This window comes from Halopenitus persicus, from assembly GCF_900107205.1.
In the GTDB taxonomy this organism is placed as follows: Archaea; Halobacteriota; Halobacteria; order Halobacteriales; family Haloferacaceae; genus Halopenitus; species Halopenitus persicus.
Window position 1 is genome coordinate 197,794 of record NZ_FNPC01000002.1, and the last position, 21,162, is coordinate 218,955.

19 protein-coding genes are annotated in these 21,162 nt (G+C 69.4%); 10 read left to right on the forward strand and 9 right to left on the reverse strand.

Annotated elements, in window-relative coordinates; all coding sequences use genetic code 11:
- Positions 1-14 precede the first annotated feature (14 nt).
- Complete coding sequence (locus BLV25_RS03965) at positions 15-1,277, reverse strand: adenosylhomocysteinase (RefSeq protein WP_176819434.1); 1,263 nt, start codon at positions 1,275-1,277, stop codon at positions 15-17.
- A gap of 89 nt (positions 1,278-1,366) precedes the next feature.
- Between BLV25_RS03965 and BLV25_RS03970 the strand changes: the two genes are divergently transcribed.
- Positions 1,367-1,636 carry an AbrB/MazE/SpoVT family DNA-binding domain-containing protein gene (locus BLV25_RS03970; RefSeq protein ID WP_092730995.1) on the forward strand — a complete coding sequence of 90 codons (270 nt, stop codon included), beginning with the start codon at positions 1,367-1,369 and terminating at the stop codon, positions 1,634-1,636.
- Positions 1,633-2,055, forward strand: coding sequence for a type II toxin-antitoxin system VapC family toxin (locus BLV25_RS03975; RefSeq protein ID WP_039399925.1), 423 nt, complete (start codon positions 1,633-1,635; stop codon positions 2,053-2,055). Before BLV25_RS03970 ends, BLV25_RS03975 begins: the two co-directional genes overlap by 4 nt.
- 10 nt (positions 2,056-2,065) lie before the next feature.
- On the opposite strand, the gene uvrA is transcribed toward BLV25_RS03975, so the two are convergent.
- From uvrA to BLV25_RS03990, 3 genes are all read right to left on the reverse strand, one after another.
- Positions 2,066-5,101, reverse strand: a complete 3,036-nt coding sequence (gene uvrA / locus BLV25_RS03980) for an excinuclease ABC subunit UvrA (RefSeq protein WP_092730997.1) — start codon at positions 5,099-5,101, stop codon at positions 2,066-2,068.
- Between the two features lie 118 nt (positions 5,102-5,219).
- The gene (locus tag BLV25_RS03985; protein WP_092730999.1) at positions 5,220-6,221 is read right to left on the reverse strand and encodes an AI-2E family transporter; all 1,002 of its coding nucleotides are present in this window, start codon (positions 6,219-6,221) and stop codon (positions 5,220-5,222) included.
- Between the two features lie 129 nt (positions 6,222-6,350).
- A complete protein-coding gene (locus BLV25_RS03990) occupies positions 6,351-7,166 on the reverse strand; it encodes a hypothetical protein (protein ID WP_092731001.1) in 816 nt (271 codons plus the stop codon).
- A gap of 138 nt (positions 7,167-7,304) precedes the next feature.
- Between BLV25_RS03990 and BLV25_RS03995 the strand changes: the two genes are divergently transcribed.
- From BLV25_RS03995 to hisG, 4 genes are all read left to right on the forward strand, one after another.
- Positions 7,305-8,468, forward strand: coding sequence for a thiamine ABC transporter substrate-binding protein (locus BLV25_RS03995; protein WP_092731003.1), 1,164 nt, complete (start codon positions 7,305-7,307; stop codon positions 8,466-8,468).
- Between the two features lie 153 nt (positions 8,469-8,621).
- Positions 8,622-10,397: an ABC transporter permease gene (locus tag BLV25_RS04000; protein WP_394327113.1), complete on the forward strand. Its 1,776-nt coding sequence runs from the start codon at positions 8,622-8,624 to the stop codon at positions 10,395-10,397.
- Between the two features lie 133 nt (positions 10,398-10,530).
- Positions 10,531-11,703, forward strand: a complete 1,173-nt coding sequence (locus tag BLV25_RS04005) for an ABC transporter ATP-binding protein (protein WP_256335652.1) — start codon at positions 10,531-10,533, stop codon at positions 11,701-11,703.
- A 222-nt stretch (positions 11,704-11,925) separates the two neighbouring features.
- Positions 11,926-12,864 (forward strand): ATP phosphoribosyltransferase, encoded by a 939-nt coding sequence (hisG, locus tag BLV25_RS04010; protein WP_021075070.1) that lies wholly within the window; start codon positions 11,926-11,928, stop codon positions 12,862-12,864.
- 147 nt (positions 12,865-13,011) lie between these two features.
- Here hisG and BLV25_RS04015 read toward each other — a convergent pair whose 3' ends face one another.
- The 3 genes from BLV25_RS04015 to BLV25_RS04025 are packed head-to-tail and all read right to left on the reverse strand — an operon-like array spanning position 13,012 to position 15,037.
- A complete protein-coding gene (locus BLV25_RS04015) occupies positions 13,012-14,043 on the reverse strand; it encodes a CPBP family intramembrane glutamic endopeptidase (RefSeq protein WP_092731010.1) in 1,032 nt (343 codons plus the stop codon).
- Between the two features lie 52 nt (positions 14,044-14,095).
- Entirely contained in the window at positions 14,096-14,467 is a 372-nt protein-coding gene (locus BLV25_RS04020) for a DUF7473 family protein (RefSeq protein ID WP_021075068.1), read from the reverse strand.
- Positions 14,468-14,476: 9 nt separating this feature from the next.
- On the reverse strand, positions 14,477-15,037 hold the full coding sequence (locus tag BLV25_RS04025) for a TATA-box-binding protein (protein WP_021075067.1): 561 nt from the start codon (positions 15,035-15,037) through the stop codon (positions 14,477-14,479).
- 124 nt (positions 15,038-15,161) lie between these two features.
- Here BLV25_RS04025 and BLV25_RS17255 point away from each other — a divergent pair, with 124 nt between their 5' ends.
- Complete coding sequence (locus BLV25_RS17255; RefSeq protein WP_021075066.1) at positions 15,162-15,323, forward strand: hypothetical protein; 162 nt, start codon at positions 15,162-15,164, stop codon at positions 15,321-15,323.
- 515 nt (positions 15,324-15,838) lie between these two features.
- Positions 15,839-17,494: a thermosome subunit beta gene (gene thsB / locus BLV25_RS04030; RefSeq protein WP_049817638.1), complete on the forward strand. Its 1,656-nt coding sequence runs from the start codon at positions 15,839-15,841 to the stop codon at positions 17,492-17,494.
- A 128-nt stretch (positions 17,495-17,622) separates the two neighbouring features.
- Here the strand turns inward: thsB and BLV25_RS04035 are convergent, their stop codons facing one another.
- Positions 17,623-18,726, reverse strand: a complete 1,104-nt coding sequence (locus BLV25_RS04035) for a zinc-dependent alcohol dehydrogenase (RefSeq protein ID WP_021075064.1) — start codon at positions 18,724-18,726, stop codon at positions 17,623-17,625.
- Between the two features lie 246 nt (positions 18,727-18,972).
- Here BLV25_RS04035 and BLV25_RS04040 point away from each other — a divergent pair, with 246 nt between their 5' ends.
- Positions 18,973-19,326 (forward strand): cell division protein SepF, encoded by a 354-nt coding sequence (locus BLV25_RS04040; RefSeq protein WP_021075063.1) that lies wholly within the window; start codon positions 18,973-18,975, stop codon positions 19,324-19,326.
- Positions 19,327-19,378: 52 nt separating this feature from the next.
- Positions 19,379-20,167, forward strand: a complete 789-nt coding sequence (gene azf, locus BLV25_RS04045; protein WP_021075062.1) for an NAD-dependent glucose-6-phosphate dehydrogenase Azf — start codon at positions 19,379-19,381, stop codon at positions 20,165-20,167.
- 10 nt (positions 20,168-20,177) lie between these two features.
- Here azf and BLV25_RS04050 read toward each other — a convergent pair whose 3' ends face one another.
- Positions 20,178-21,068, reverse strand: a complete 891-nt coding sequence (locus BLV25_RS04050) for a DUF5806 family protein (protein ID WP_092731012.1) — start codon at positions 21,066-21,068, stop codon at positions 20,178-20,180.
- Positions 21,069-21,162: the final 94 nt, after the last annotated feature.

Below are 21,162 nucleotides of genomic sequence, written 5' to 3' on the forward strand. Positions count from 1 at the left end.
TTCGCCGCCGGCGGTCAGGGTTCGATTCGGTCGTCCGTTCCATCGCCATCGATCGTCACGTCCATCGTCGCCAGCTTCTCGCGGGCGACCGCCCGATCGAGCGCCTCGGGGATGGGTTCGAGTCCGGTTCCGGTCGGCTCGCCGTCGACGATCGCCTCGAGTCCCCGCGCCATCAGCGCGAAGGTCGCATCCATTACGTCGACCGGGTTGCCGGCGCTGCCCGGCGCCGAGAGGTTCACCACGCGACCCCCCGTGAGCAGCCGGATCGTCCGCCCGTCGGCGAACGCGATCCGCTCGACGCCGGGCTCGATCCGGGTTCGGTCCGCCGCCAGTTCCGACAGCACGTCGCGGTCGATCTCGGTCTCGGAGCCGATCGAGGCGAGGACCGCGCCGTCGGCCATCGCCGTCAGCTGCTCGCGACCGATCACGTTCGCCCGGCCGGTCGCGGCGATCACGAACGCGGCGTCCGCCACCGCCTCGGCCGCCGGTTGCACGTCGTGGCCGTCGGCTATCGCCTCCAGCGCCTTTCGCGGATCGATCTCGGTCACCGTCGTCCGCGCGCCGAGCGACCGCAGCTTGCGGGCGATCCCGCGCCCGCAGTGTCCGTATCCGATCACCGCCGCCGTCGAGCCGGCGATCATCGCGTTCGTCAGGGACGTGATCGCCGCGATCGAGCTCTCGGCGGTCCCGTGGACGTTGTCGAACCGCTGCTTCATCGGCGCCCCGTTGACGTCGTAGACGGGGAACGGGATCGGCTCGCGCTCGGCCAGCCGCCGCAGGCGGGTGATCCCGCCCGTCGTCTGCTCGCAGGCCCCGGACACGTCCGCGGCGACGTCCGGGAAGTCACGACACAGCGGCACGAGGAGGTTCGCGCCGTCGTCGGCGATCAGGTCCGGCTCCGCGGCGATCACCTCGTGGCGGGCCGTCTCGAGCGCCGCCTCCTCGCTCGGTGCGTCCGCCTCATCCGCTGTCGACTCCTCGCTCGGTGTTTCCACCTCGTCCTCCACCGCGGTGACCGGCGTGATTTCCGCACGCCGGCGGAGCGCGGCCACGACGTCGGCGTGGGTCGATCCCGCCTCCCCGGCGACCAGCACCGTCGCGCCGCCGGTCGCGAGCACCTCGAGGAACCGCCCGGTGTGCGGCGTCAGCGGGGCTGACACGCCGATGAGTCGGCCGGAAAAGGGTCGTCGCTCCGCGAATCGATCCGCACACCGGTCGAGCAGCGGGGCTCGCTCGGCGAGCCGATCGATCACGTCCGGATCAGCGTCGGTACTCATATAGCTGATCGCACGCGTGGGGTGACAAAACGGTTCTGTCGGCCGTGTAAGGCAAATATCCATAAGTAAGGACAGATATATCGTAAGATATGGCCGTTTCAGAGGACGCGACCGTCACGAGCAAGGGACAGGTGACGATCCCGAAACGGATTCGCGACGCGCTCGACATCGATGCGGGAACCGAAGTCGAATTCGTCCTCGAGGAGGACGGGACGATTCGCGTTCGTCCGAAGACCCCTGCGATGGATCGGCTTCGGGCCGTGAAGGAGGCGCTCTCGAAACACGACGTCGATCTGACGAAGCTACGCCGCGCCTCGAAGGACGAGTGGGGATCCCACTTCGACGAGGACGAGGCGTGATATTTCTCGACTCGTGGGTGTGGCTCGAGTTCCTCTTCAGCGGCGACCACGCCGCCGAGGCGGAATCCGTCATCGAACGGGCCGACTCCGCGACCGTCGGCGGGGTCATCACCCCGACGATCCTCGCGGAGGTGTCCTCCCGCGTTCGTGTCGTCGAGGACGCGGCGACTGCGGAACAAGCGGTTGACGCGCTCCGTGACTACGAGCACATCGAGAGCATCCCGGTCGTCGACGAGGTCGCGACATACGCCGCCGAACTCCGGTTTAAATACTACGAGCCGTCCGAGCGTGAACTCTCGTACGCCGATGCGATCCATCTCGCCACGGCGTCACTCCACGACGAGTGTGACGTGCTCTACTCCGGCGATCCCGACTTCGACGGTCTCGAGGAGATCGAGACCGTGATATTGGGCGACTAACGCGGTCCTCTCAGTCGTCGCTGGCGGCTGCCGCCGGCTTCCGCCGGTCGCTTCGCGGCCCCTCGGCGTCGATCGCCGGAAGCATGTCCCGGAGATAGCGACCGGTGTGTGACTCCTCCTCGCGAGCCACCTCCTCGGGGGTGCCCGCGGCGACCAGCTCGCCGCCGCCGTCGCCGCCCTCCGGGCCCAGGTCGATCACGTGGTCGGCGTTCTTCACGAGGTCGAGCTCGTGTTCGATGACGACGACGCTGTTCCCGTTGTCGACGAGCCGGTGGAGGACGTCGATCAGCTTGCGCTCGTCCTCCTTGTGCAGGCCCGTCGTGGGCTCGTCGAGGAGGTAGAGCGTGTCGCCGGTGTCCCGTTTGCCGAGCTCCTCGGCGAGCTTGACCCGCTGGGCCTCCCCGCCCGAGAGCGTGGTCGAGGGCTGTCCCAGCCGCATGTATCCGAGCCCGACGTCGAGCAGGAGCTTCAGCCGGCGGCGGATCCCCTCGTGGCTCTCGAAGAACTCGTGGGCCTCCTCGACGGTCATCCCGAGGACGTCGGCGATCGTCTTCCCCTTATACGTCACCTCGAGGGTCTCGTCGTTGTAGCGGTCGCCGCCACACTCCTCGCAGGGGACGTGGACGTCCGAGAGGAAGTTCATCTCGATCGTGACGGTTCCCTGGCCGCCGCACTCCTCACACCGGCCGCCCTTGACGTTGAAGGAGAAGCGGCCCTTCTCGTAGCCGCGCCGCTTCGCCAGCTTCGTCTCCGCGAACAGCTCGCGGATCCCGTCGAAGACGTTCGTGTACGTCGCCGGGTTCGACCGCGGGGTCCGGCCGATCGGCGACTGGTCGATGAGTCGGACGGTCTCGACCGCGTCGATCCCCTCGATGGCGTCGTGGTCGCCGGGGTCGACCGAGGTGTTGTCGTTCATCTCACGGGCCAACCCTTTATAAAGAACGTCGTGCATCAGCGTCGACTTTCCGGATCCGGAGACGCCCGTGATCGCCGTGAAGACGCCGAGCGGGATGGCCACGTCGAGGTCGGCGAGGTTGTGCTGGCGCGCGCCGCGAACGAGGAGTTCGCCGTCGCGCTCGCGGCGCTCCGCCGGGACGGGGACCGACTTCCGGCCCGACAGGTAGTCGCCGGTGACCGACTCCTCCGCCTCGCAGATGGTCTCGAAGTCCCCCTGTGCGACGATCTCGCCGCCGCGCTTGCCGGGGCCGGGACCCATGTCGATGATCGAGTCCGCCCGCCGCATCGTCTCCTCGTCGTGTTCGACGACGATCAGGGTGTTTCCGAGGTCGCGAAGTCCCTCCAGCGTGTTCAACAGCCGGTCGTTGTCGCGCTGGTGGAGCCCGATCGAGGGCTCGTCGAGCACGTAGAGCACGCCGACGAGCCCGGACCCGACCTGCGTCGCGAGCCGGATCCGCTGGCTCTCGCCGCCCGAGAGGGTCGACGCCTCCCGGTCCAGCGTGAGGTACTCGAGGCCGACTTCCTCCATGAACCCGAGCCGGGCGCGGATCTCCTTTAAGATCTCCTCGGCGATCGTCCGGTCGCGCTCGGAGAGCGTCCCCTCCATCCCCTCGAAGTGTTCGCGGGCCTCGCCGATCGATAGCTGGTTGACCGCGGTGATCGGCGTCCCGTCGACGAGCACCGACCGCGACTGCGGCTTCAGGCGGGTCCCCTCGCAGGCCGGACAGGTGGTGACGGCCATGTACTCCTCGATGTGCTCGCGGGTCGACTGCGACTCCGTCTCGACGTGGCGGCGCTGGAGGTTCGGGATCACGCCCTCGAACCGCTTCTCCTTGCGGCGGGTCCCGTTCTTCGTCTGCCGCTCGAAGACGACCTGCTCGTCGGTGCCGTAGAGGAACTGCTCGCGGACCTCCGGATCGAGGTCCTCGAAGGGCGTCTCGACGGAGACGCCGAAATGCGCCGCCACGGAGTCGATACGGGTGCGGTAGTACGACCGCCCGTACGACCACGCCTCGAAGACGTCCTTGATCGGCTTCGAGGGGTCCTGCACCACGAGGTCCTCGTCGACCTCCTTGGTCGAGCCGATCCCCTCACACTCCGGACAGGCGCCGTGCGGGGAGTTGAAGGAGAACGACCGGGTCTCGATCTCCGAGAAGTCGTTGTTGCAGTGAGTGCACGCCAGATCCTCGGAGAACTCCACGACCAGGCGGTCGGCGTCGGCAGCCGGGGCTGCGTCCGCCGGGTCACCGGCCTCCGCGTCGGACTCCTCGTCGGCGTCAGCTGCTCGGGATCCCGCCGCCCCCGCCAGGTCCCCGGTCGACCGCGCGGTCGACCCGCCGAGCTTCGCGGCCGCATCCGCGGGCGGGTCGGGGACGATCAGCTTGAGGACGCCGTCGGCCTCCTCGAGGGCCGTCTCGACGGAGTCGGTGATCCGGGACCGCTCGTCCTCGGAGACCTCGATCCGGTCGACGATCACGTCGATCGTGTGGTCGTAGTTCTCGTCGAGCTCGGGCTCGTCGAACGAGAGGTCGTACCGCTCGCCGTCGACCTCGACGCGGGCGTAGCCCCGCGAGGAGAGGTCCGCGAACAGGTCCTCGAAGGCGCCCTTCTGGTCGCGCACCACCGGCGCGGCGATCTTCGCACGAGTGCCCTCCGGCAGCGAGAGGATCCGCCGGACCATCCGCTGGGCCGACTGTTCGCCCACCTCGCGGCCGCACTCCGGGCAGTGCGGGGTCCCGATCCGGGCGTACAGCAGCCGGAGGTAATCGTGCAGCTCGGTGACGGTCCCGACCGTCGACCGCGGGTTGTTGGCGGCGTTCTTCTGGTCGATCGAGATGGCCGGCGAGAGCCCCTCGACGCTCTCGACCTGCGGTTTGTCCATCTGGCCGAGGAAGTTGCGCGCGTACGCCGACAGCGACTCGATGTAGCGGCGCTGTCCCTCGGCGTAGATCGTCTCGAAGGCCAGCGACGACTTCCCCGACCCCGACAGCCCCGTCACGACCGTGAACTGCTCGCGCGGGATCCGGACGTCGAGGTCCTTGAGGTTGTGCTCCTCGGCGCCCCGGACCTCGATGTAGTCCTTGCTCATTCAGCCCCTCGTTGCTCGCGCGCGCGGGAATACCCGTCGGTTCGCTGTTCGCCCCGTCGGTTCGCTGTCCGCGACCGACATCGCGGGTCAACGCGGTCGCCGCCGTTCGCTGCGGTGCTTACCGCCGTTCGCTCACCGGCAGCCGGTTGAACTCCTCGGAGAGCTGGGCCGCGATCTCGGAGACGGTCGCGACCGCGAGGGGACCGGCGATCACGCCGATCGGTCCCGCCGTCAGGACGCCGCCGACGAAGCCGATGAAGTAGAGGCTCGCGGCGAGCTCGGCGGTTTCGGCCGCCAGCCTGGTTCGGATCGCGAGATCCGGGATCCAGCCGATCACGCCGCCGCCGATAACCAGGATCGCGACCGCGAGCAGCGGCTCCCCTGCCACGACGTGGGTCGCCGCCAGCGCCGCGATGAGCAGTATCGGCCCCACGACCGGCACGAACTGGAGGATCCCCGCCACCGCGGCGAGCATCACCGGCGAAGGATATCCGAAGACGAAAAACACCGGGATCGCGATCAGGAACGTTCCGATCCCCGTGGCCGCCTGCACGACGTAGATCCCGTAGAGCGTTCGTTGTGCCCGCCGACGGAGCGCCTCCGCGAGGTCGCGGTAGTCGGGCGGAACGACCGCGAGGATCGTCTTCCGGGTCCGCTGCTCGTAGTAGAGCACCGAGTAGACGACGAAGACGAACAGCGCGAACTTGATGAGCAACACGGGCATCGCGGTCGCGATCGCCGTCGCCGCCGCGAGCAGCCGTGCGATCGCCGCGTCGATCAGGTCCGCGGTCACGATCGTGGTCGACCAGCTCCCGACCGCGATGGGGATCGTCTCCGGCGCCTCGTTGAGGTAGTCGATCACGGCGTCCAGCCGGAGGAACAGCACGATCCCGAGCGGCGCCAGGATGGCGAGCGTTCCGAGGAACCCGACGACCGTCGCCGCGACGGACGCGACACGCCGCGACGCGCCGCGCCGCCGGAGCGACCGCCGGACCGGCGAGAGCACGTACGCGACGGTGATCGCGAAGAAGACGGTCCCGGCGACCTCCCAGAGCAACACCGCGGCGACGACCGCCGCGATCACGAGCAGCGCGCCGAGCACGTACCGTCGCTTGACCATCGTGTGTCCCTGCGTCACGAGGGTTTATAAGATGCGGCGGTGGAGCCGTCGCCACGACCGTCGACGCTGGCGTCCAGTCGCGTCCCTGATACCGGCTCGTGCCTCGCCGATCGTGAGCCGGCGCCGGCCTCACTCGACCGCGACGATGAGCGCCCCGACGTCCTCCTCGAAGGCGGTCGGGTCGGCCGCAAGCGTCTCGTTCTCGATGAGCGTGTCGGCGTCCGGCGCGCGTTCGGGAAGCGCCTCGTTCATCGCGGCCGTGACCCGCTCGACCGGGTACGCGCCGCCCGCGAGCAGGACGTCGGTCCCGTCGTGCCAGACCGCGACGCGGCCCTCCATCTCGACGGAGCCGGACACCGGCTGGGTCGTTCCGCCGGGCGCCTCGATTTCGGTCGAGAGGGGGAACGACCCCCGATAGGTGTACTGCGTGGCCTCGTGGCCGGTCTCGACCTCGATCGTGGACTCGCCCGTCCGCTCGACGTCCTCCAGCCCCGCGTCACGCAGCTGGCTGCGGAACGCGTCGTCGGCCGCGGTCCGGACCTGGCTCATCACGCGGTCCCGACCGATACCGAGCGGGAGCCGATCGACGCCCGGCCGGAGGTCGACACGGGTCGCGAAGAACACCACCGGCGACCCCTCCGCCTCGAACGTCTCCGCGATCGCCTCCGCCATCCCCACGTGTTCGTGGATCGTCGTGTGTTCGAGCGCTCGAACCGTGATCGGGCCGACCTCGGTTTCGAGGATCGTCCCGCTCGTCTCGTCGACGAGCCGCCAGTCCTCCTCGATCCGGTCGTCGGTCACCGCCGGCGCCGGCACGGCGCCATCCCGGCCGCCGAGACAGCCCGCGAGCCCGACCGTGGTGGCGGCGCCCGCCGCGGCGAGCAGCCGGCGTCTGGTCGTCGTGGTCCCCGGTTTCGATTCGCGTCCCGTCCCTGAGCCCGCCATTACCCCTGAGCGTGTCCCCACCATCGGTCCCGTATTGGGTCGTCATCGACATATTCGTACCGGTCACGCCGATTCGGGGTCCGCGTCGGGATCCGCCGAACGCTCCGCTTAAGTACCACTCGGGAAAACAACCGGGTAATGGACAGAGACCGCGCGAGCCGTCGATCGTTTTTGTCGGCAGCCGGAACCGCCGCCGCCGTGGGGGTCGCGGGATGCGCCTCCTTCGAGGGACCGGCCGAGGAGACCGGAAGCGGAAACGGGGACGGGACCGGCGATGGGAGTCCCGACGGGACCGCGACGTCCTCCGGAAGCGGCGACGCCGACGGCGATCGGACCCTCGTCGTCGGGACCTACGGCGCGTTCATCGACGCCCCCTCGACGAGTCCCGGCGCCTGGCTCAAGGACGCCTTCGAGGCGGAGACGGGCGCGGAGCTCGTCTGGCAGACGCCGCCGAACGGGCTCAACTACTACATCGAGCGCCACAACGCGGGCGTCGACGTCGAGGCGGATCTGTACCTCGGTCTCAACCCGGACGATATGGTCCACATCGACGAGAACGCCGAGGGGACGCTGTTCGCCCAGGCGGGTGACGTCGAGGGACGCGACGACGTCAAGCCCGGGCTCGACTTCGACCCGAACGACCGGGCGATCCCCTACGACACGGGCTACATCAGCCTCGTGTACGACGGCACCGCGACCGAGGCTCCGGAGACCTTCGAGGGGCTGCTCGCGGAGGAGCACCGCGGGGACCTGATCGCTCAGGCTCCCGGTAGCGACACCGGGCGGGCCTTTCTGTTGCACACGATCCACGAGTTCGGCGCGGACGGCGAGTACGACTATCTCGACTACTGGGCGGACCTGCAGGCCAACGACGTCCGCGTGCTCGGCACGTGGAGCGACGCCTACGACGCGTGGTCCGCCGGCGAGGCGCCGATGGTCGTCTCCTACTCCACGGACCAGGTCTTCGCCGCCGAGAGCGGTGCCGACCTCCAGAAGCATCAGATCCGGTTTCTCAACGACCAGGGCTACGCGAACCCGGAGGGGATGGCCACCTTCGCCGACGCGGCCGACCCCGAGCTCGCCCGGGAGTTCATGTCGTTCGTCCTCCGTCCGGAGATCCAGGGCGGGATCGCCCGGCGGAACGTCCAGTTCCCCGCGACCGAGACGGCGGAGCTTCCCGACGACTACGCCGACCTCGCCCACGAGCCGCCCGAACCGGTCACCTTCACGTATGCGGAACTGCAAGGGTCGCTCGATGGCTGGATCGACGACTGGGAACGCCAGTTCGCCGGTGGCAACTGACGCGCTCGTCGCCGACGCCGCCCGTAGGGCCGGACACGTCGCCCCTGCTGGCCAGCGGCGCTTCCACGTTACCCCTGCTGGCCGACGATCCCCGCATCGACGGAGGGCCAGCCCGTGAACGCACCCACCTCCCTCCTCGCTTTCGGCGAGCGGATTCGTCGGCGACTCGGCAGTCACGCCCTCGTGGCGCTGGCGATCCCCACGGTTCTCGTCCTCGTCGTCGTCTTCTATTACCCCGTCGCCACCGTCCTGATCGAGGCGGTGCGTCTCGACGGCACGCTCACGTTCGCTGCGTTTCTCGAGATCCTTCGGGATCCGTTCTACTTCGGCGACCTCGCGCGGCTGCTCGCTGGGGAGTCCCCGACCGTGGTCCTTCGCGACGTCGTCAGCCCCGACCGCCGGCTCGGGATCGTGGGGTTCACCGCCTATCAGGCGGCCCTGTCGACGCTCGCGAGCGTCGCCCTCGGGCTTCCGGGCGCGTACCTGCTGGCCCGCTTCGAGTTCCCCGGTCGCCGGGTCCTGCGGTCGGTGACGATCCTCCCGTTCGTCCTCCCGTCGATCATGGTCGCGGCCGGGTTCGTCGCCACGTTCGGCCGGTCGGGCACGCTGAACGCCGCCCTCGCGGCGATCGGGCTCCCGCGGGTCGAGCTCCTGTACACGCTGGAGGCGATCGTGATCGCCCACGCCTTTTATAACGCACCGCTCGTCACGCGCGTGACGACCGCCGCCTGGGAGTCGGTCGACGCGAGCGCGGTCGAGACCGCACGCAGCCTCGGCGCGAGCCCGCTTCGGGCGTTCGTCGACGTGGTCGCGCCGCAGGTGTACCCGGCGGTCCTCCTCGGCGCCGCGCTCTCGTTCGTGTTCACCTTCGGGAGCTTCCCGATCGTGCTCGCGCTCGGCGGCTTCGAGCTCGCGACCGTGGAGGTGTTCGTCTACCGGCTGGTTCGCGACCTCGAGTACGCCGAGGCGGCCGCGCTCGCGCTCGTGGAGCTGGCGATCTCGTTGACGCTGCTGTACGGCTACCTCCGGTACGAGGCCGCCCACACGGTTCGGTCCCGCGGCGCCCGTCCGCTCCCCCGGCGGTCGCTTCGACCGCCGTCGGGATTCCGGTCGGGCACCCTCCGCGAACTCCTGCCCCGCGCCGGGCTCGCCGTCTACGCCCTGGTCGCCGCGCTGGTGTTTCTCGCGCCGATCGCGAGTATGCTCTGGGCCAGCGTCACCGGCCCCGACGGCGTCACCCTCGAACACTACCGGTTCCTGCTGGAGCGACAGCGCACCGGGGCGGCGTTTCAGGTGCAGCCGTGGGACGCGGTTCGGAACTCGCTGCTGTTCGGGCTCGCGGCGCTCGCGGTCGCGCTCCCGATGGGCGTGGTCGTCTCCGTGCTGACGACCCGCGAGTACCGCGGCCGGAAGTTGGTCGACGCCGCGGCGATGGCCCCGCTCGCGGTCTCGGGGATCGTCGTCGGACTCGGGCTGCTCCGGGGGCTCGTCTTCGGCGTGGAGGTCGCGGGGACGCGGATCGCGGTCGGCGGCGCGGTCGCGATCGTGGCCGCCCACGCCGTGGCCGGCTACCCGTTCGTGGTGCGGACCGTCGCGCCGGGACTCGAGTCGCTCGACCGGTCGCTGGCCGAGTCCGCGCGGGCGCTCGGGGCCTCCCGCCTCCGGGCGCTTCTCGACGTCGAGCTCCCGCTCGTCTGGCCGGGCGTCGTCGCCGGGGCGGCGTTCGCGTTCGCGATCTCGGTCGGCGAGTTCTCGGCCACGGTCGTGCTCGCGACCGGCACCGACCAGTACACGATGCCGATCGCGATCGAGCGGTTCATCGGGCGCCGGGTCGGTCCCGCGACCGCGATGGGCGTCGTCCTCCTGCTCGTCACCACGGCGAGCTTCGTCGTTATCGACCGACTCGGAGGTGATCACGGTGGTCTCTAATTCCGACTCCGACGCCGAACCAGCCACCGACTCGGACGCCGACTCAGTCGCCCAACCGGACGCCGACTCAGTCGCCCAACCGGACGCCGACTCAGTCGCCCAACCGGACGCCGAACCGAGTGCCGATTCCCCGATCGCCCTCGAACTCGCCGACGTCACGCGCCGGTACGGCGACACCGCGGCGGTGGACGGCGTCTCGATCCGGGTCCGGCAGGGCGAGTTCTTCACGCTCGTCGGTCCATCCGGGTGCGGGAAGACCACCACGCTCCGGCTGATCGGCGGCTTCGAGGCCCCCTCCTCCGGGACGGTCCGCTTCGGCGACCGGGACGTCGCCGGCGTCCCGCCCGAGGACCGGGACGTCGGCGTCGTCTTCCAGAACTACGCGCTGTTCCCGCACATGACCGTCGGCGAGAACGTCGCCTACGGGCTCCGCTTTGCGGACCCGCCGGGTGACGTCTCCCGCGAGGAGCGCGTGACGGAGCTGCTCGACCTCGTCGACCTGCCCGGGATGACCGACCGCGACCCGGACGAGCTGTCGGGGGGCCAGCGCCAGCGCGTCGCGATCGCCCGGGCGCTGGCCCCCGGTCCGGAGGTCCTGCTGCTCGACGAACCGATGAGCGCGCTCGACGCGAAGCTCCGCGAGCGCCTCCGGATGCAGGTGCGGTCGATCCAGCGCGAGCTCGACATCACCACCGTCTACGTCACCCACGACCAGGAGGAGGCGCTCGCCGTCTCCGACCGCGTCGCCGTGATGAACGCGGGGCAGGTCGAACAGGTCGATACCCCCAGACGCGTCTATCGCCGGCCGACGACCCGGTTCGTCGCCGAGTTCGTCGGCGACAACAACGTGTTCTCCGGGACCGTGCGCGACGTCACCCCGGAAGCCGACGCCGTCGATCGATCCGTGGAAGCATCCGCCGGGGATCGTCTCGCCACGCTCGCGGTCGACGACACGTCGATCCGGGTCGCCCTGGGGGATCGGTCCGTCGACGACGGTGGTGGGTCGGACGGACGGCGCTCCGTTCGCGTCGGGGACCGTCTCACCGTCTGCGTTCGTCCCGAGGACCTTCGATTCCTCGAGGATCCGGACTCGAGCCGTGAGGGCGCCGCGAACGCCCTCCGAGCCACGGTCGAGAGCGCCGAATTCCTCGGCGAAACGACGCGGGTTCACCTTCGCCGGAACGACCGGTCGCTCGTCGGCCGGACGCGTGACCCGCTTTCGGGGGTCGTATCCGTCCGCTTCGACCCGACCGCGGTTCACGTGATCGGCGTTGACCGCGATGGGACCGTTGACGGACGCCGGTGATCCGGCGGCAGCTCGAGGGCGTGGGTGTGGACGGCGGCTCGAGGGCGTGGACGCGAACGGCAGCTCGAGGGCGTGGACGCGAACGGCAGCTCGAGGGCGTGGACGCGAACGGCAGCTCGAGGGCGTGGACGCGAACGGCGGTTCGAGGACGTGGTCGCGGACGACGATCGCGGAACCCGCTCGTGACGAAAACGGTTTCCACCCGCCCCGCGTTGGTCGGGTATGCGCATCGCCGTCCCCAACAAGGGCCGTCTCCACGAGCCGACGATCGAGCTGCTCGAACGCGCCGGACTGCACGTCGAGCGGACGGCGGACCGGCAGCTGTACGCCGACACCGTCGACCCGGACGTCTCGATCCTGTACGCGCGCGCGGCCGACATTCCCGAGTACGTCCGCGACGGCGCTGCCGATCTCGGCATCACCGGGCTCGATCAGGCCACCGAATCCGGCGGCGTGGTCGAGACCGCGGCCGCTGCCGACGTGGACGGTTCGACCGGGGGGGCTTCGGGTGACGCGGAGACGGTCGACGAGGACGCCCTCGTCGACCTGCTGGACCTCGAGTACGGGTCCTGTCGCCTTGTCCTCGCCGCGCCGGAGGACGGCGGGATCGAGTCGGTCGCGGACCTGGAAGGACGGACGGTCGCGACGGAGTTCCCCACGATCACGCGGTCGTACTTCGAGTCGGCCGGGGTCGACGCGGAGATCGTCACCGTCACCGGCGCGACCGAGCTCACCCCACACGTCGAGATGGCCGACGCGATCGTCGACATCACCTCGACCGGCACGACGCTGCGGGTGAACCGCCTCGCGGTCATCGACGAGGTGCTCGACTCCTCGGTGCGGCTGTTCGCCCGTCCGGACGTCGTCGACGACGCGAAGGTCCAGCAGGTCGTGACCGCGCTCCGATCCGTCCTCGCCGCCGAGGACAAGCGCTACCTGATGATGAACGCTCCGAAAGACGAGCTCCCGGCGGTCAAGGACGTCCTCCCCGGTCTCGACGGCCCGACGGTGATGGACGTCGAGGCCGACGAGAACGGCGACGGGACCGTGGCGGTCCACGCCGTCGTCGACGAGCGCGACGTCTTCTCGGTCATCACCGACCTCAAGGACGTCGGCGCGAGCGGGATCCTCGTCACCGAGATCGAGCGCCTCGTGGAGTGATCACCGGCGATCCGGTCGCTCCGCTGTTCGGCGCTCGTCAATTCGTTCCGCCGTCGGCCGCTCGTTCTCTAACCCGCCGTCGGCCGCTCGTTCTCTAACCCGCCGTCGGCCGCTCGTTCTCTAACCCGCCGTCGGCCGCTCGTTCGCTCACTCCGCCGTCCGTTTCCCGTCGCCTCCAGTCTCGGCCCCGAGCAGTTCGGAGTCGGCCTTGCGCAGGTCGGGGTCGGTCACGGCCGGGTGGAGCCGGATCCCCCCGGTCCGCCGGCGGACCCACCACGCGATCGCCGCACAACCGAGAAGGACCCCGCCCAGGCCCAGAAGGCCGCCCTCCGGACCGAACCGGCCGCCCGTGAGAACCGTCGGTCCGACGACCCGCGTCTCGATCGCGGTGACCGGCAGGGAGACGCCAGAGACGCCGAAGCCGAATCCCGCGCCCTGGACGAGGTTCCAGGTCACGTGCACGCCGATCGGGATCGCGAGCTCCCCGGTGAGGAGGTAGCCGAGCGCGAGGAACACCCCGGCCAGGCCGATGATCGCGGTCGAGAGCGCCGTCGCGTTGGGGTTGGTGGCGTGAAGAACCCCGAAAACGCCCGCCGACAGGACCGTCGCCAGCGCGGCCGCGAACCGGTCGCCGACGACCCGGAACCCCTCCGCGAGGTTCGTCAGCAGCCAGCCGCGGACGAGCAGTTCCTCGTAGATCCCGACCGCCAGGAAGAACGCCAGCACCCCCGCGAACGCGAGGAGGACCGGCTCGCCCGACCGGGAGACCAGCGTCTCGCGGGGGACGTACCACCCCGCGGCCCAGCCCGCGAGGAAGATCGCGGCCTGCAGGGCGGCGCCGAGCGCGAGCCCGAAGCCGCAGTCGATCCACCACCCGCGGTCGATCCGAAGCCCGTAATCGGCGAGCGGGCGCCGGTCGACGACCCGGGCGGCGACGGTGCAGCCGACGGCCGTGACTGCCAGGCTCCCCGCGCCGGCGACGACGAGCGCCGCGGTTCCCTCGGGGGTCGGCAGCGACAGCGCTCCGACCGCGATGCTGGCGCCGATCGCGATCGCGAGGAACACGGCGATGGCGAGCACGAGGCGGATCGGCGTGCGTGGGCGGGCCTCCTCGCCGTTCCAGAGGGCTCGTCGGACCGGCGTCGGGACGACGCGAGCGATTCGGGTTCGGCTGGACATCCATCGTCCGATGGCGCGGCAACGGACAAAAAGGTCCGCGTGGATTGCTCGATCACGTCGGGCGGCTCGCCCAGATGATCGAGGCGGCGACGACGACCACGGTCACGAGGACGGTGACGGTGAAGTGGATGACCGTGATGGTCGCGGTGCGGCGCGGCGGACCGCCGTAGGCCCACCGGATCGCCGCGGCGTCGAGCGCGATCGCGACGGGAAGGGTGATCGTGGCCGGGAGCGTGAGCGTGCCGCCGACGATGCTCACGATCGCGGGCCAGGGACCGACCAGAAGGGCCCGTTTCGGGTCCGGGTCGGCGACGACGTTTCGGGCGGCGACGTGGGCCGTCACGGCGAGCCCGAGCGAGAAGAGGACGAGCGTACCGAGGACGGCGATCGGGCTGACGCCGCTCTGAAGCTGGAGGGGGACCATCACGCGGGCTCAGCCGAACAGCCCGAGCTCCTCGAGCCGCTCGACGATGACGTCGACGGCGCGTTCGGCGTCCGCCGGCTCCTTGCCGCCGGTGATCACGAGCTTGCCGGATCCGAACAGCAGCGCGACCACGTCGGGGTCGTCGAGCCGGTAGACGAGGCCGGGGAACTGCTCGGGCTCGTACTCGATGTGCTCCAACCCGAGGCCGATCGCGATCGCGTTCAGGTTGAGGTCGTCGCCCAGATCCGCGGAGGTGACGATGTTCTGGACCGTGATCTCCGGCTCATCCGCGACCGGGATCTCGAGGGCGCGCAGTTCGTCGAAGACGATGTGGAGGCTCTCGTGGACCGCGTCCGTCGACTTCGCGCCGGTACAGACGATCTTTCCCGACCGGAAGATGAGTGCGGCCGACTTCGGCGACTGGGTGCGGTAGACGAGGCCGGGGAACTGCTCGGGGTCGTAGTCCGCGCCCTCCAGGTCCATCGCGACGCTCTCGAGGTCGAGCTCCTGGCCGATCCCCGTCGACGCGACGACGTTCTCGATCGTGATCGTGTCCTTCGGATCGGTCATCAACGGCCTAACTGACGACTGGATGATTTAAAAAGGTGGTCGTTAGCGGCCCGGGGTCGGGACCGTCGATCCCGACGATCCGTGCAAACGTTCTTAAGTATGTGGGCTGTTACCACAACTGACGATGCCAGACACCAAATCCGGGCGCGAGAAGAAGGGACGAAACAAGCGCCGCCAGCTGGAGAACCGCCTCGCGGAGCGGGAACTCACCGCCGAGGAGGAGCCGCCGGAGCCCGAGGACGAGGAGATCGACTCGGAGATCCTCGACGCCGACGAGACGGAGTAGGCTCGTTTGTCCGTCATTCGACTCTCGCTCCCTGCCCGTCGTTCGACTCTCGCTCCCTGCCCGTCGTTCGACTCTCGCTCCCTGCTCGTCGTTCGATTCCCGATCCGTTGCTCCGTCCTTCGGTTTCCGATTCGTTCGTCCGTCCTTCGGTTTCCGATTCGTTCGTCCGTCGTTCGTTTCCCGCCCGTTCGCGGCCTTTTATAAGTAACTCGACGGCGTTGACCGCTTCGTCCCGCCCACCGCTCTCCGATCGATCCGATTCGACCGTTTTGCTGGTCCCGCCCGTTCGACGACGCCCTGATCGTGACAGTAGTTACCATACTTAAACGAGGGGATCTCAGGGCGTTCCGGGATCGCGGAGGTTCGTCATCATCCAGCGTTCATTTCGTCTCAAGGCGACGCAATCAGTCGGTTTTGTCTCGGAATTCATCCCTCTTCGTTTCCCCACCGTCGAACCGGTGACGATGGGTTTATATAGAATCACAATCAATCCTCCCTTGTCTATGAGTCAGCGAATGCAGCAAGGCCAGCCGATGATCATTATGGGCGAGGACGCCCAGCGCGTCAAGGACAAGGACGCGCAGGAGTACAACATCTCGGCGGCGCGCGCCGTCGCCGAGGCGGTTCGATCGACGCTCGGCCCGAAGGGGATGGACAAGATGCTCGTCGACTCGATGGGCGACGTCACCATCACCAACGACGGCGTCACCATCCTCAAGGAGATGGACATCGACAACCCGACGGCCGAGATGATCGTCGAGGTCGCCGAGACGCAGGAGGACGAGGCCGGCGACGGCACGACGACGGCCGTCGCGATCGCGGGTGAGCTCCTCAAGAACGCCGAGGACCTCCTCGAGCAGGACATCCACCCGACGGCGGTCATCAAGGGCTTCAACCTGGCGAGCGAGTACGCCCGCCAGGAGGTCGACGAGATCGCCGAGCCGGTCGACCCCGACGACACCGACCTCATCAAAGCGGTCGCCGAGACCTCGATGACGGGCAAGGGCGCCGAGCTCGAGAAGGACGTCCTCGCGGACCTCGTCGTCCGCGCCGTCCAGGCCATCACCGTGGAGGCCGACGACGGCTCCCACGTGGTCGACCTCCAGAACCTGAAGATCGAGACCCAGACCGGCAGCCCGGCCGGCGAGTCCGAGCTCCTCTCGGGCGCGGTCATCGACAAGGACCCCGTCCAGGACGGGATGCCGACGGACTTCGAGTCCGCGAACGTCCTGCTGCTCAACGAGCCGATCGAGGTCGAGGAGGCCGACGCCGACACGTCCGTCTCCATCGAGGACCCCGACCAGCTCCAGCAGTTCCTCGACCAGGAGGAAACGCAGCTCCGCGAGAAGGTGGACCGCATCGTCGAGTCCGGCGCCGACGTCGTCTTCTGTCAGAAGGGCATCGACGACATGGCCCAGCACTTCCTCGCGAAGGAGGGCATCCTCGCCGTCCGCCGCGTGAAGAAGTCCGACCTCTCGTTCCTGAAGAACGTGCTCGGTGCGCCCATCGTCACCGACCTCGACGACCTGTCGGCCGACGACGTCGCGGTCGGCTCCGTCTCCCGCGACGAGGAGGACGGGCTGTTCTACGTCGAGGGTGAGGACGCCCACGGCGTCACGCTCCTGCTCCGCGGCTCGACCGAGCACGTCGTCGACGAGCTCGAGCGCGGCATCAACGACGCCATCGACGTCGTCTCGACCACGGTCTCCGACGGCCGCACCATCGCGGGCGGCGGCGCCATCGAGGTCGAGCTCGCCAGCCGGCTCCGCGACCACGCCGACTCCATCGAGGGGCGCGAGCAGCTGGCCGTCGAGGCGTTCGCCGACGCCCTCGAGCTCGTCCCGCGCACCCTCGCCGCGAACGCGGGCCTCGACGCGATCGACCTGCTCGTGGACCTGCGTGCGGCCCACGAGTCCGGCGACTCCCGCGCGGGTCTGAACGCCTTCACGGGCGACGTCGTCGACACCTTCGACGCCGGCGTCGTGGAGACGGCCCACGCCAAGGAGCAGGCGCTCTCCTCGGCCACCGAGGCCGCCAACCTCGTCCTCAAGATCGACGACATCATCTCCGCGGGCGACCTGTCCACCGCCGGCGGCGACGAGGAGGGCGGCGCGCCCGGCGGCGCCGGCGGTATGGGCGGCATGGGCGGCGGCATGGGCGGCATGATGTAACCACGTCGGTTACGCCACCTATGCTCACCCCGTCGATCCGACCCTGAACCGTCGTCCGACCGATCTCGGCCCGCCCGACCCGATTCCGTTTTTCCTCGATCCGCGACCGCTCGTTCGTCCTCGCTTCGTTACCGTTCGATCACGATCTGTGCCGGTCCGAGCGCGTCGTACGCGTCCTTCTCGAGGGTGATCTCGATCGCCTCCTCGAACGACTCCAGCCCCGTCAGCTCGTGTGTAACGTACTCCTCGATCGAGACGGTTCCGTCCGCGACCCACTCGGCGGCGAGCTCGCCGGTGGTCCGGTTCGGTCCCAGCGGGACGCTTCCGGTACGGGGGTTCACCCACGTGAGCTTCTTCGAGCGCGTGTCCCGCGGCCGCCAGGTGAGCTCGCCCTCGATGTGGCCGACCTGGCAGATCGTGCCGCCCCGCGCGGCGAGCGCGTGAGCGGTCGCCAGCGGGTCGGACCCCTCGGTCGCGTGCGACTGGCGCCCCCCGGCCGCCGCGACCGCGACGTCGGCGCCGACCCCGTCGGTCGCGTCCCGCACTGCCGCGACGGGGTCCGTTTCGGTGGCATCGATCGGGATCATCCCGCGGTCGGCCGCGATCGAGAGGGGACGCTCGCGAACGTCGACCGCGACGACCTCGCTCGCGCCGAGGGCGGCCGCGGCCTGGCCGACCTGATACCCCATCACGCCGGTTCCCACGACGGCCACGACGTCGCCGGGCTCGATCCCCGCGTCCACCGTCGCCAGCAGGGCCGACGCCATCGGCTGCATCGCCGCTCCCTCAGCGTCGGAGACCCCTTCCGGGAGCCGACACAGCGGCTCGGCGGGCACCGCGACGTACTCGGCGACTGCACCGGGACGATCGTAGCCGATTCCCGTCTGGTTTCCGCAGTGGAAGGGCTCGCCGGCTCGACAGTAGGCGCATTCGCCGCAGGCGATCTTGCCGGGCGCGTAGACGCGGTCGCCGACCGACAGCGACGTCACGCCGTCCCCGACGGCGTCGACGTGCCCGCAGAACTCGTGGCCGAACAGCCGGGCGCCGCCGGCCGCGATCCGGTCGGCGATCGTCTCGGAGTGGGCGACCTCCCGGCCGTGAAAGAGCTGGCACTCGGTCACGCTGAACTGGACGCGGTCGGGGGCGACCACGACCTCGCCCGGCGCCGGTTCCGGACGGGGAACGTCCTCGATCGTCGACGCCGCGAACTCCGGACAGACGACTGCTTGCATACCTCCCCCGCCGGGGTGAAGGGGCAAAACCGCTTGGATGCCGGCGGATTCCGATCGGTGGTCGCGGTTCGCGTTCGCGTTTCCGCTGTAGCTTTCGTGTGCGTTCTTGGCTGCGGCTTCCGTGTGCGTTCTTGGCTGCGGCTTCCGTGTGCGTTCTTCGGCCGCGTTCGACGACGCCGTTTTCCGGCGGCCGATCGGGGTATGTCTGACGTAAGAACTAATGTCCTCTCGGCGGCAGTAGGGTGTATGGGAATTATGAGTAAGATCCTCGGCGGCGGGGGCAACCGGTCGGTCGAGGACTACGTCGAACTCGACCTCGACGACTTCGCCGAGGCCCGAGGCGAGGCAGGGACGCAGGTTCACATCGCGGAGATCGCCGACAAGGGCGACGTCGTCCCGATCAAGGACGCCGTCTACGACGGCGACCTCGTCATCGCGGACATCACCCGACACTCCACCTCCGACCGGACGGTCGAACACATCGTCGACGAGCTCCGCCAGGTCGCCCAGGAGGTCGACGGCGACATCGTTCAGAAGGGCGACGACCAGCTCATCCTCGCGCCGACCGGCGTCACGATCTCCCGCGAGAAGCTGGAGTGACGGGTCGGCGAACCGCACGATATTTCCCCGTCACCCGCCCACACACATCCGAATGGCGCAGCCAGTCCTGTTGACGGGCGCGGGAGGACGGGTCGGACAGGCCATCCTCCGGGGGATCGGCGACGATCACGACTGGCGACTCCTCGACCGCGAACCGCTCGCCGCCGACCGGATCCCCGACGGCGTCGACGCGGACGACCTGTACGTGGCCGACGTCACCGATATGGACGCGCTCCGGGAGGCGATGGCGGGCGTCGAGGCGGTGGTCCATCTCGCCGGCGACCCCCGGACCGACGCTTCCTGGGAGAGCGTGCTCCGGAACAACATCGACGGCACGCGGGCCGTCTTCGAGGCCGCGGTCGACGCCGGCGTCGACCGGGTCGCCTACGCCTCCTCGAACCACGCCGTCGGCCACTACGAGACCGACGAGCGGACGCCCGGACTGTACCGGACCGACGACGACTACCGCCTCGACGGGACGGAGTTTCCCCGCCCCTCGAACCTCTACGGCGTCTCGAAGGCGACCGGCGAGCTGCTCGGCCGGTATTACCACGACGAGTACGGGATCGACGTCGTCTGCGTCCGGATCGGCAACCTGACCCGGAGCCACCCGCCCCGCGAGTACGAGCGCGGCCAGGCGATGTGGCTCTCCCACCGCGACTGCGCGCACCTGTTCGACCGCTGTCTCCGCGCGGACTACGGCTTCGAGATCGTCTACGGCATCTCCGATAACGACCGCAAGTACTACTCGATCGAGCGCGCCCGCGAGGTGCTCGGCTACGAGCCGCGCGACAACTCGGCCGAGTACACCTTCGAGGGCGATCCGCGGGACGACGTCTGAGGGACGTCCCCTACTCCTCGGCGTCGGCCGCGTGGACGTGGCCGCACTCCGGGCATCGGACCTCCTCGCCGCGGATCCGCTGGCTCGACTCCCGGACCTCACGCATCACGCTGGAGATCCGTTCCTCCGCCTCCAGCTCGTCCTCGACCGCCAGGTCGACGCCCTCGACCTCCATCAGGAACTTGGCGATCTCGGTGACCTCGTACATCATCTCGTCGAGGTCCTCGGCGGTGAAGAAGCCGCACATCGCGCCGTAGAGGAACGTCGCGCCCGCCTTCGTCACCTTCTCCTCGAAGGAGTGGCGCGCCTGGTTGACCGCCTGCGGCGTGTAGGTGTCGGTCATGAAGGGGACCAGCTCGGGGAGGTTCTCGCCGATCTTCGTCATCTCGACGCCGGTCTCGGTCCGGAAGTCGGCACACAGCCGGGCGATCGCCCACTCGCGGGCGGTGATGTAGGTCCGGTCGCGGAGGAACTCGTTGACCCGGTCGTACTGCGCGCCGTCCATCTTCGTGAACCGCTCGTACTTCCGGACGTCCTCGGGGACGTCGGTCCCGGTCGGCTCGGGGCCATCGCCGGTCTCGTTGGCCTCGGATCCGGCGGCGTCGGAGGCCGGTTCGGCGTCATCGTCCACGACCGAGCCGACGTCATCGTCCGCGCCCGGTTCGCTCGCGGCCTCCGTCGGCTCCGAGCCATCCTCCTCGGCCGGATTCGGCCCTCCGGTCCCGGTCGGAGCCGGTCCTCCTTCCCCGGTCGGAGCCGGTCCTCCTTCCCCGGTCGAACTCGGTTCTCCCTCCTCGGCCGAGTCCGGATCGCCGTCCGTGTCGGTTTCGGCGGTCCCGCGTTCGTCGGTCGCCGCGGAGCCGTCGGTCGATCCGGGCGTCGGCTCCTGGTCCTCGCTCATACCCTGGTTAACCCGACCGGCGGTCAAAAGCGTTCCCCGTCGATCGCTTTCCCGTCGGCGGACCGACGTCGGCGGCGCGCTCCGCCGATCTCGC

What these genes read in the sequence shown, in the direction of transcription:
- BLV25_RS04035 (WP_021075064.1), bottom strand. Translation starts at nt 18,726, where the DNA reads ATGCAAGCAGTCGTCTGTCCGGAGTTCGCGGCGTCGACGATCGAGGAC.
- azf (WP_021075062.1), top strand. Translation starts at nt 19,379, where the DNA reads ATGGCGCAGCCAGTCCTGTTGACGGGCGCGGGAGGACGGGTCGGACAG.
- thsB (WP_049817638.1), top strand. Translation starts at nt 15,839, where the DNA reads ATGCAGCAAGGCCAGCCGATGATCATTATGGGCGAGGACGCCCAGCGC.
- BLV25_RS17255 (WP_021075066.1), top strand. Translation starts at nt 15,162, where the DNA reads ATGCCAGACACCAAATCCGGGCGCGAGAAGAAGGGACGAAACAAGCGC.
- BLV25_RS04020 (WP_021075068.1), bottom strand. Translation starts at nt 14,467, where the DNA reads ATGGTCCCCCTCCAGCTTCAGAGCGGCGTCAGCCCGATCGCCGTCCTC.
- BLV25_RS04050 (WP_092731012.1), bottom strand. Translation starts at nt 21,068, where the DNA reads ATGAGCGAGGACCAGGAGCCGACGCCCGGATCGACCGACGGCTCCGCG.
- BLV25_RS04015 (WP_092731010.1), bottom strand. Translation starts at nt 14,043, where the DNA reads ATGTCCAGCCGAACCCGAATCGCTCGCGTCGTCCCGACGCCGGTCCGA.
- BLV25_RS03985 (WP_092730999.1), bottom strand. Translation starts at nt 6,221, where the DNA reads ATGGTCAAGCGACGGTACGTGCTCGGCGCGCTGCTCGTGATCGCGGCG.
- BLV25_RS04025 (WP_021075067.1), bottom strand. Translation starts at nt 15,037, where the DNA reads ATGACCGATCCGAAGGACACGATCACGATCGAGAACGTCGTCGCGTCG.
- BLV25_RS03990 (WP_092731001.1), bottom strand. Translation starts at nt 7,166, where the DNA reads ATGGCGGGCTCAGGGACGGGACGCGAATCGAAACCGGGGACCACGACG.
- BLV25_RS04040 (WP_021075063.1), top strand. Translation starts at nt 18,973, where the DNA reads ATGGGAATTATGAGTAAGATCCTCGGCGGCGGGGGCAACCGGTCGGTC.
- BLV25_RS03970 (WP_092730995.1), top strand. Translation starts at nt 1,367, where the DNA reads ATGGCCGTTTCAGAGGACGCGACCGTCACGAGCAAGGGACAGGTGACG.
- hisG (WP_021075070.1), top strand. Translation starts at nt 11,926, where the DNA reads ATGCGCATCGCCGTCCCCAACAAGGGCCGTCTCCACGAGCCGACGATC.
- uvrA (WP_092730997.1), bottom strand. Translation starts at nt 5,101, where the DNA reads ATGAGCAAGGACTACATCGAGGTCCGGGGCGCCGAGGAGCACAACCTC.
- BLV25_RS03965 (WP_176819434.1), bottom strand. Translation starts at nt 1,277, where the DNA reads ATGAGTACCGACGCTGATCCGGACGTGATCGATCGGCTCGCCGAGCGA.
- BLV25_RS03995 (WP_092731003.1), top strand. Translation starts at nt 7,305, where the DNA reads ATGGACAGAGACCGCGCGAGCCGTCGATCGTTTTTGTCGGCAGCCGGA.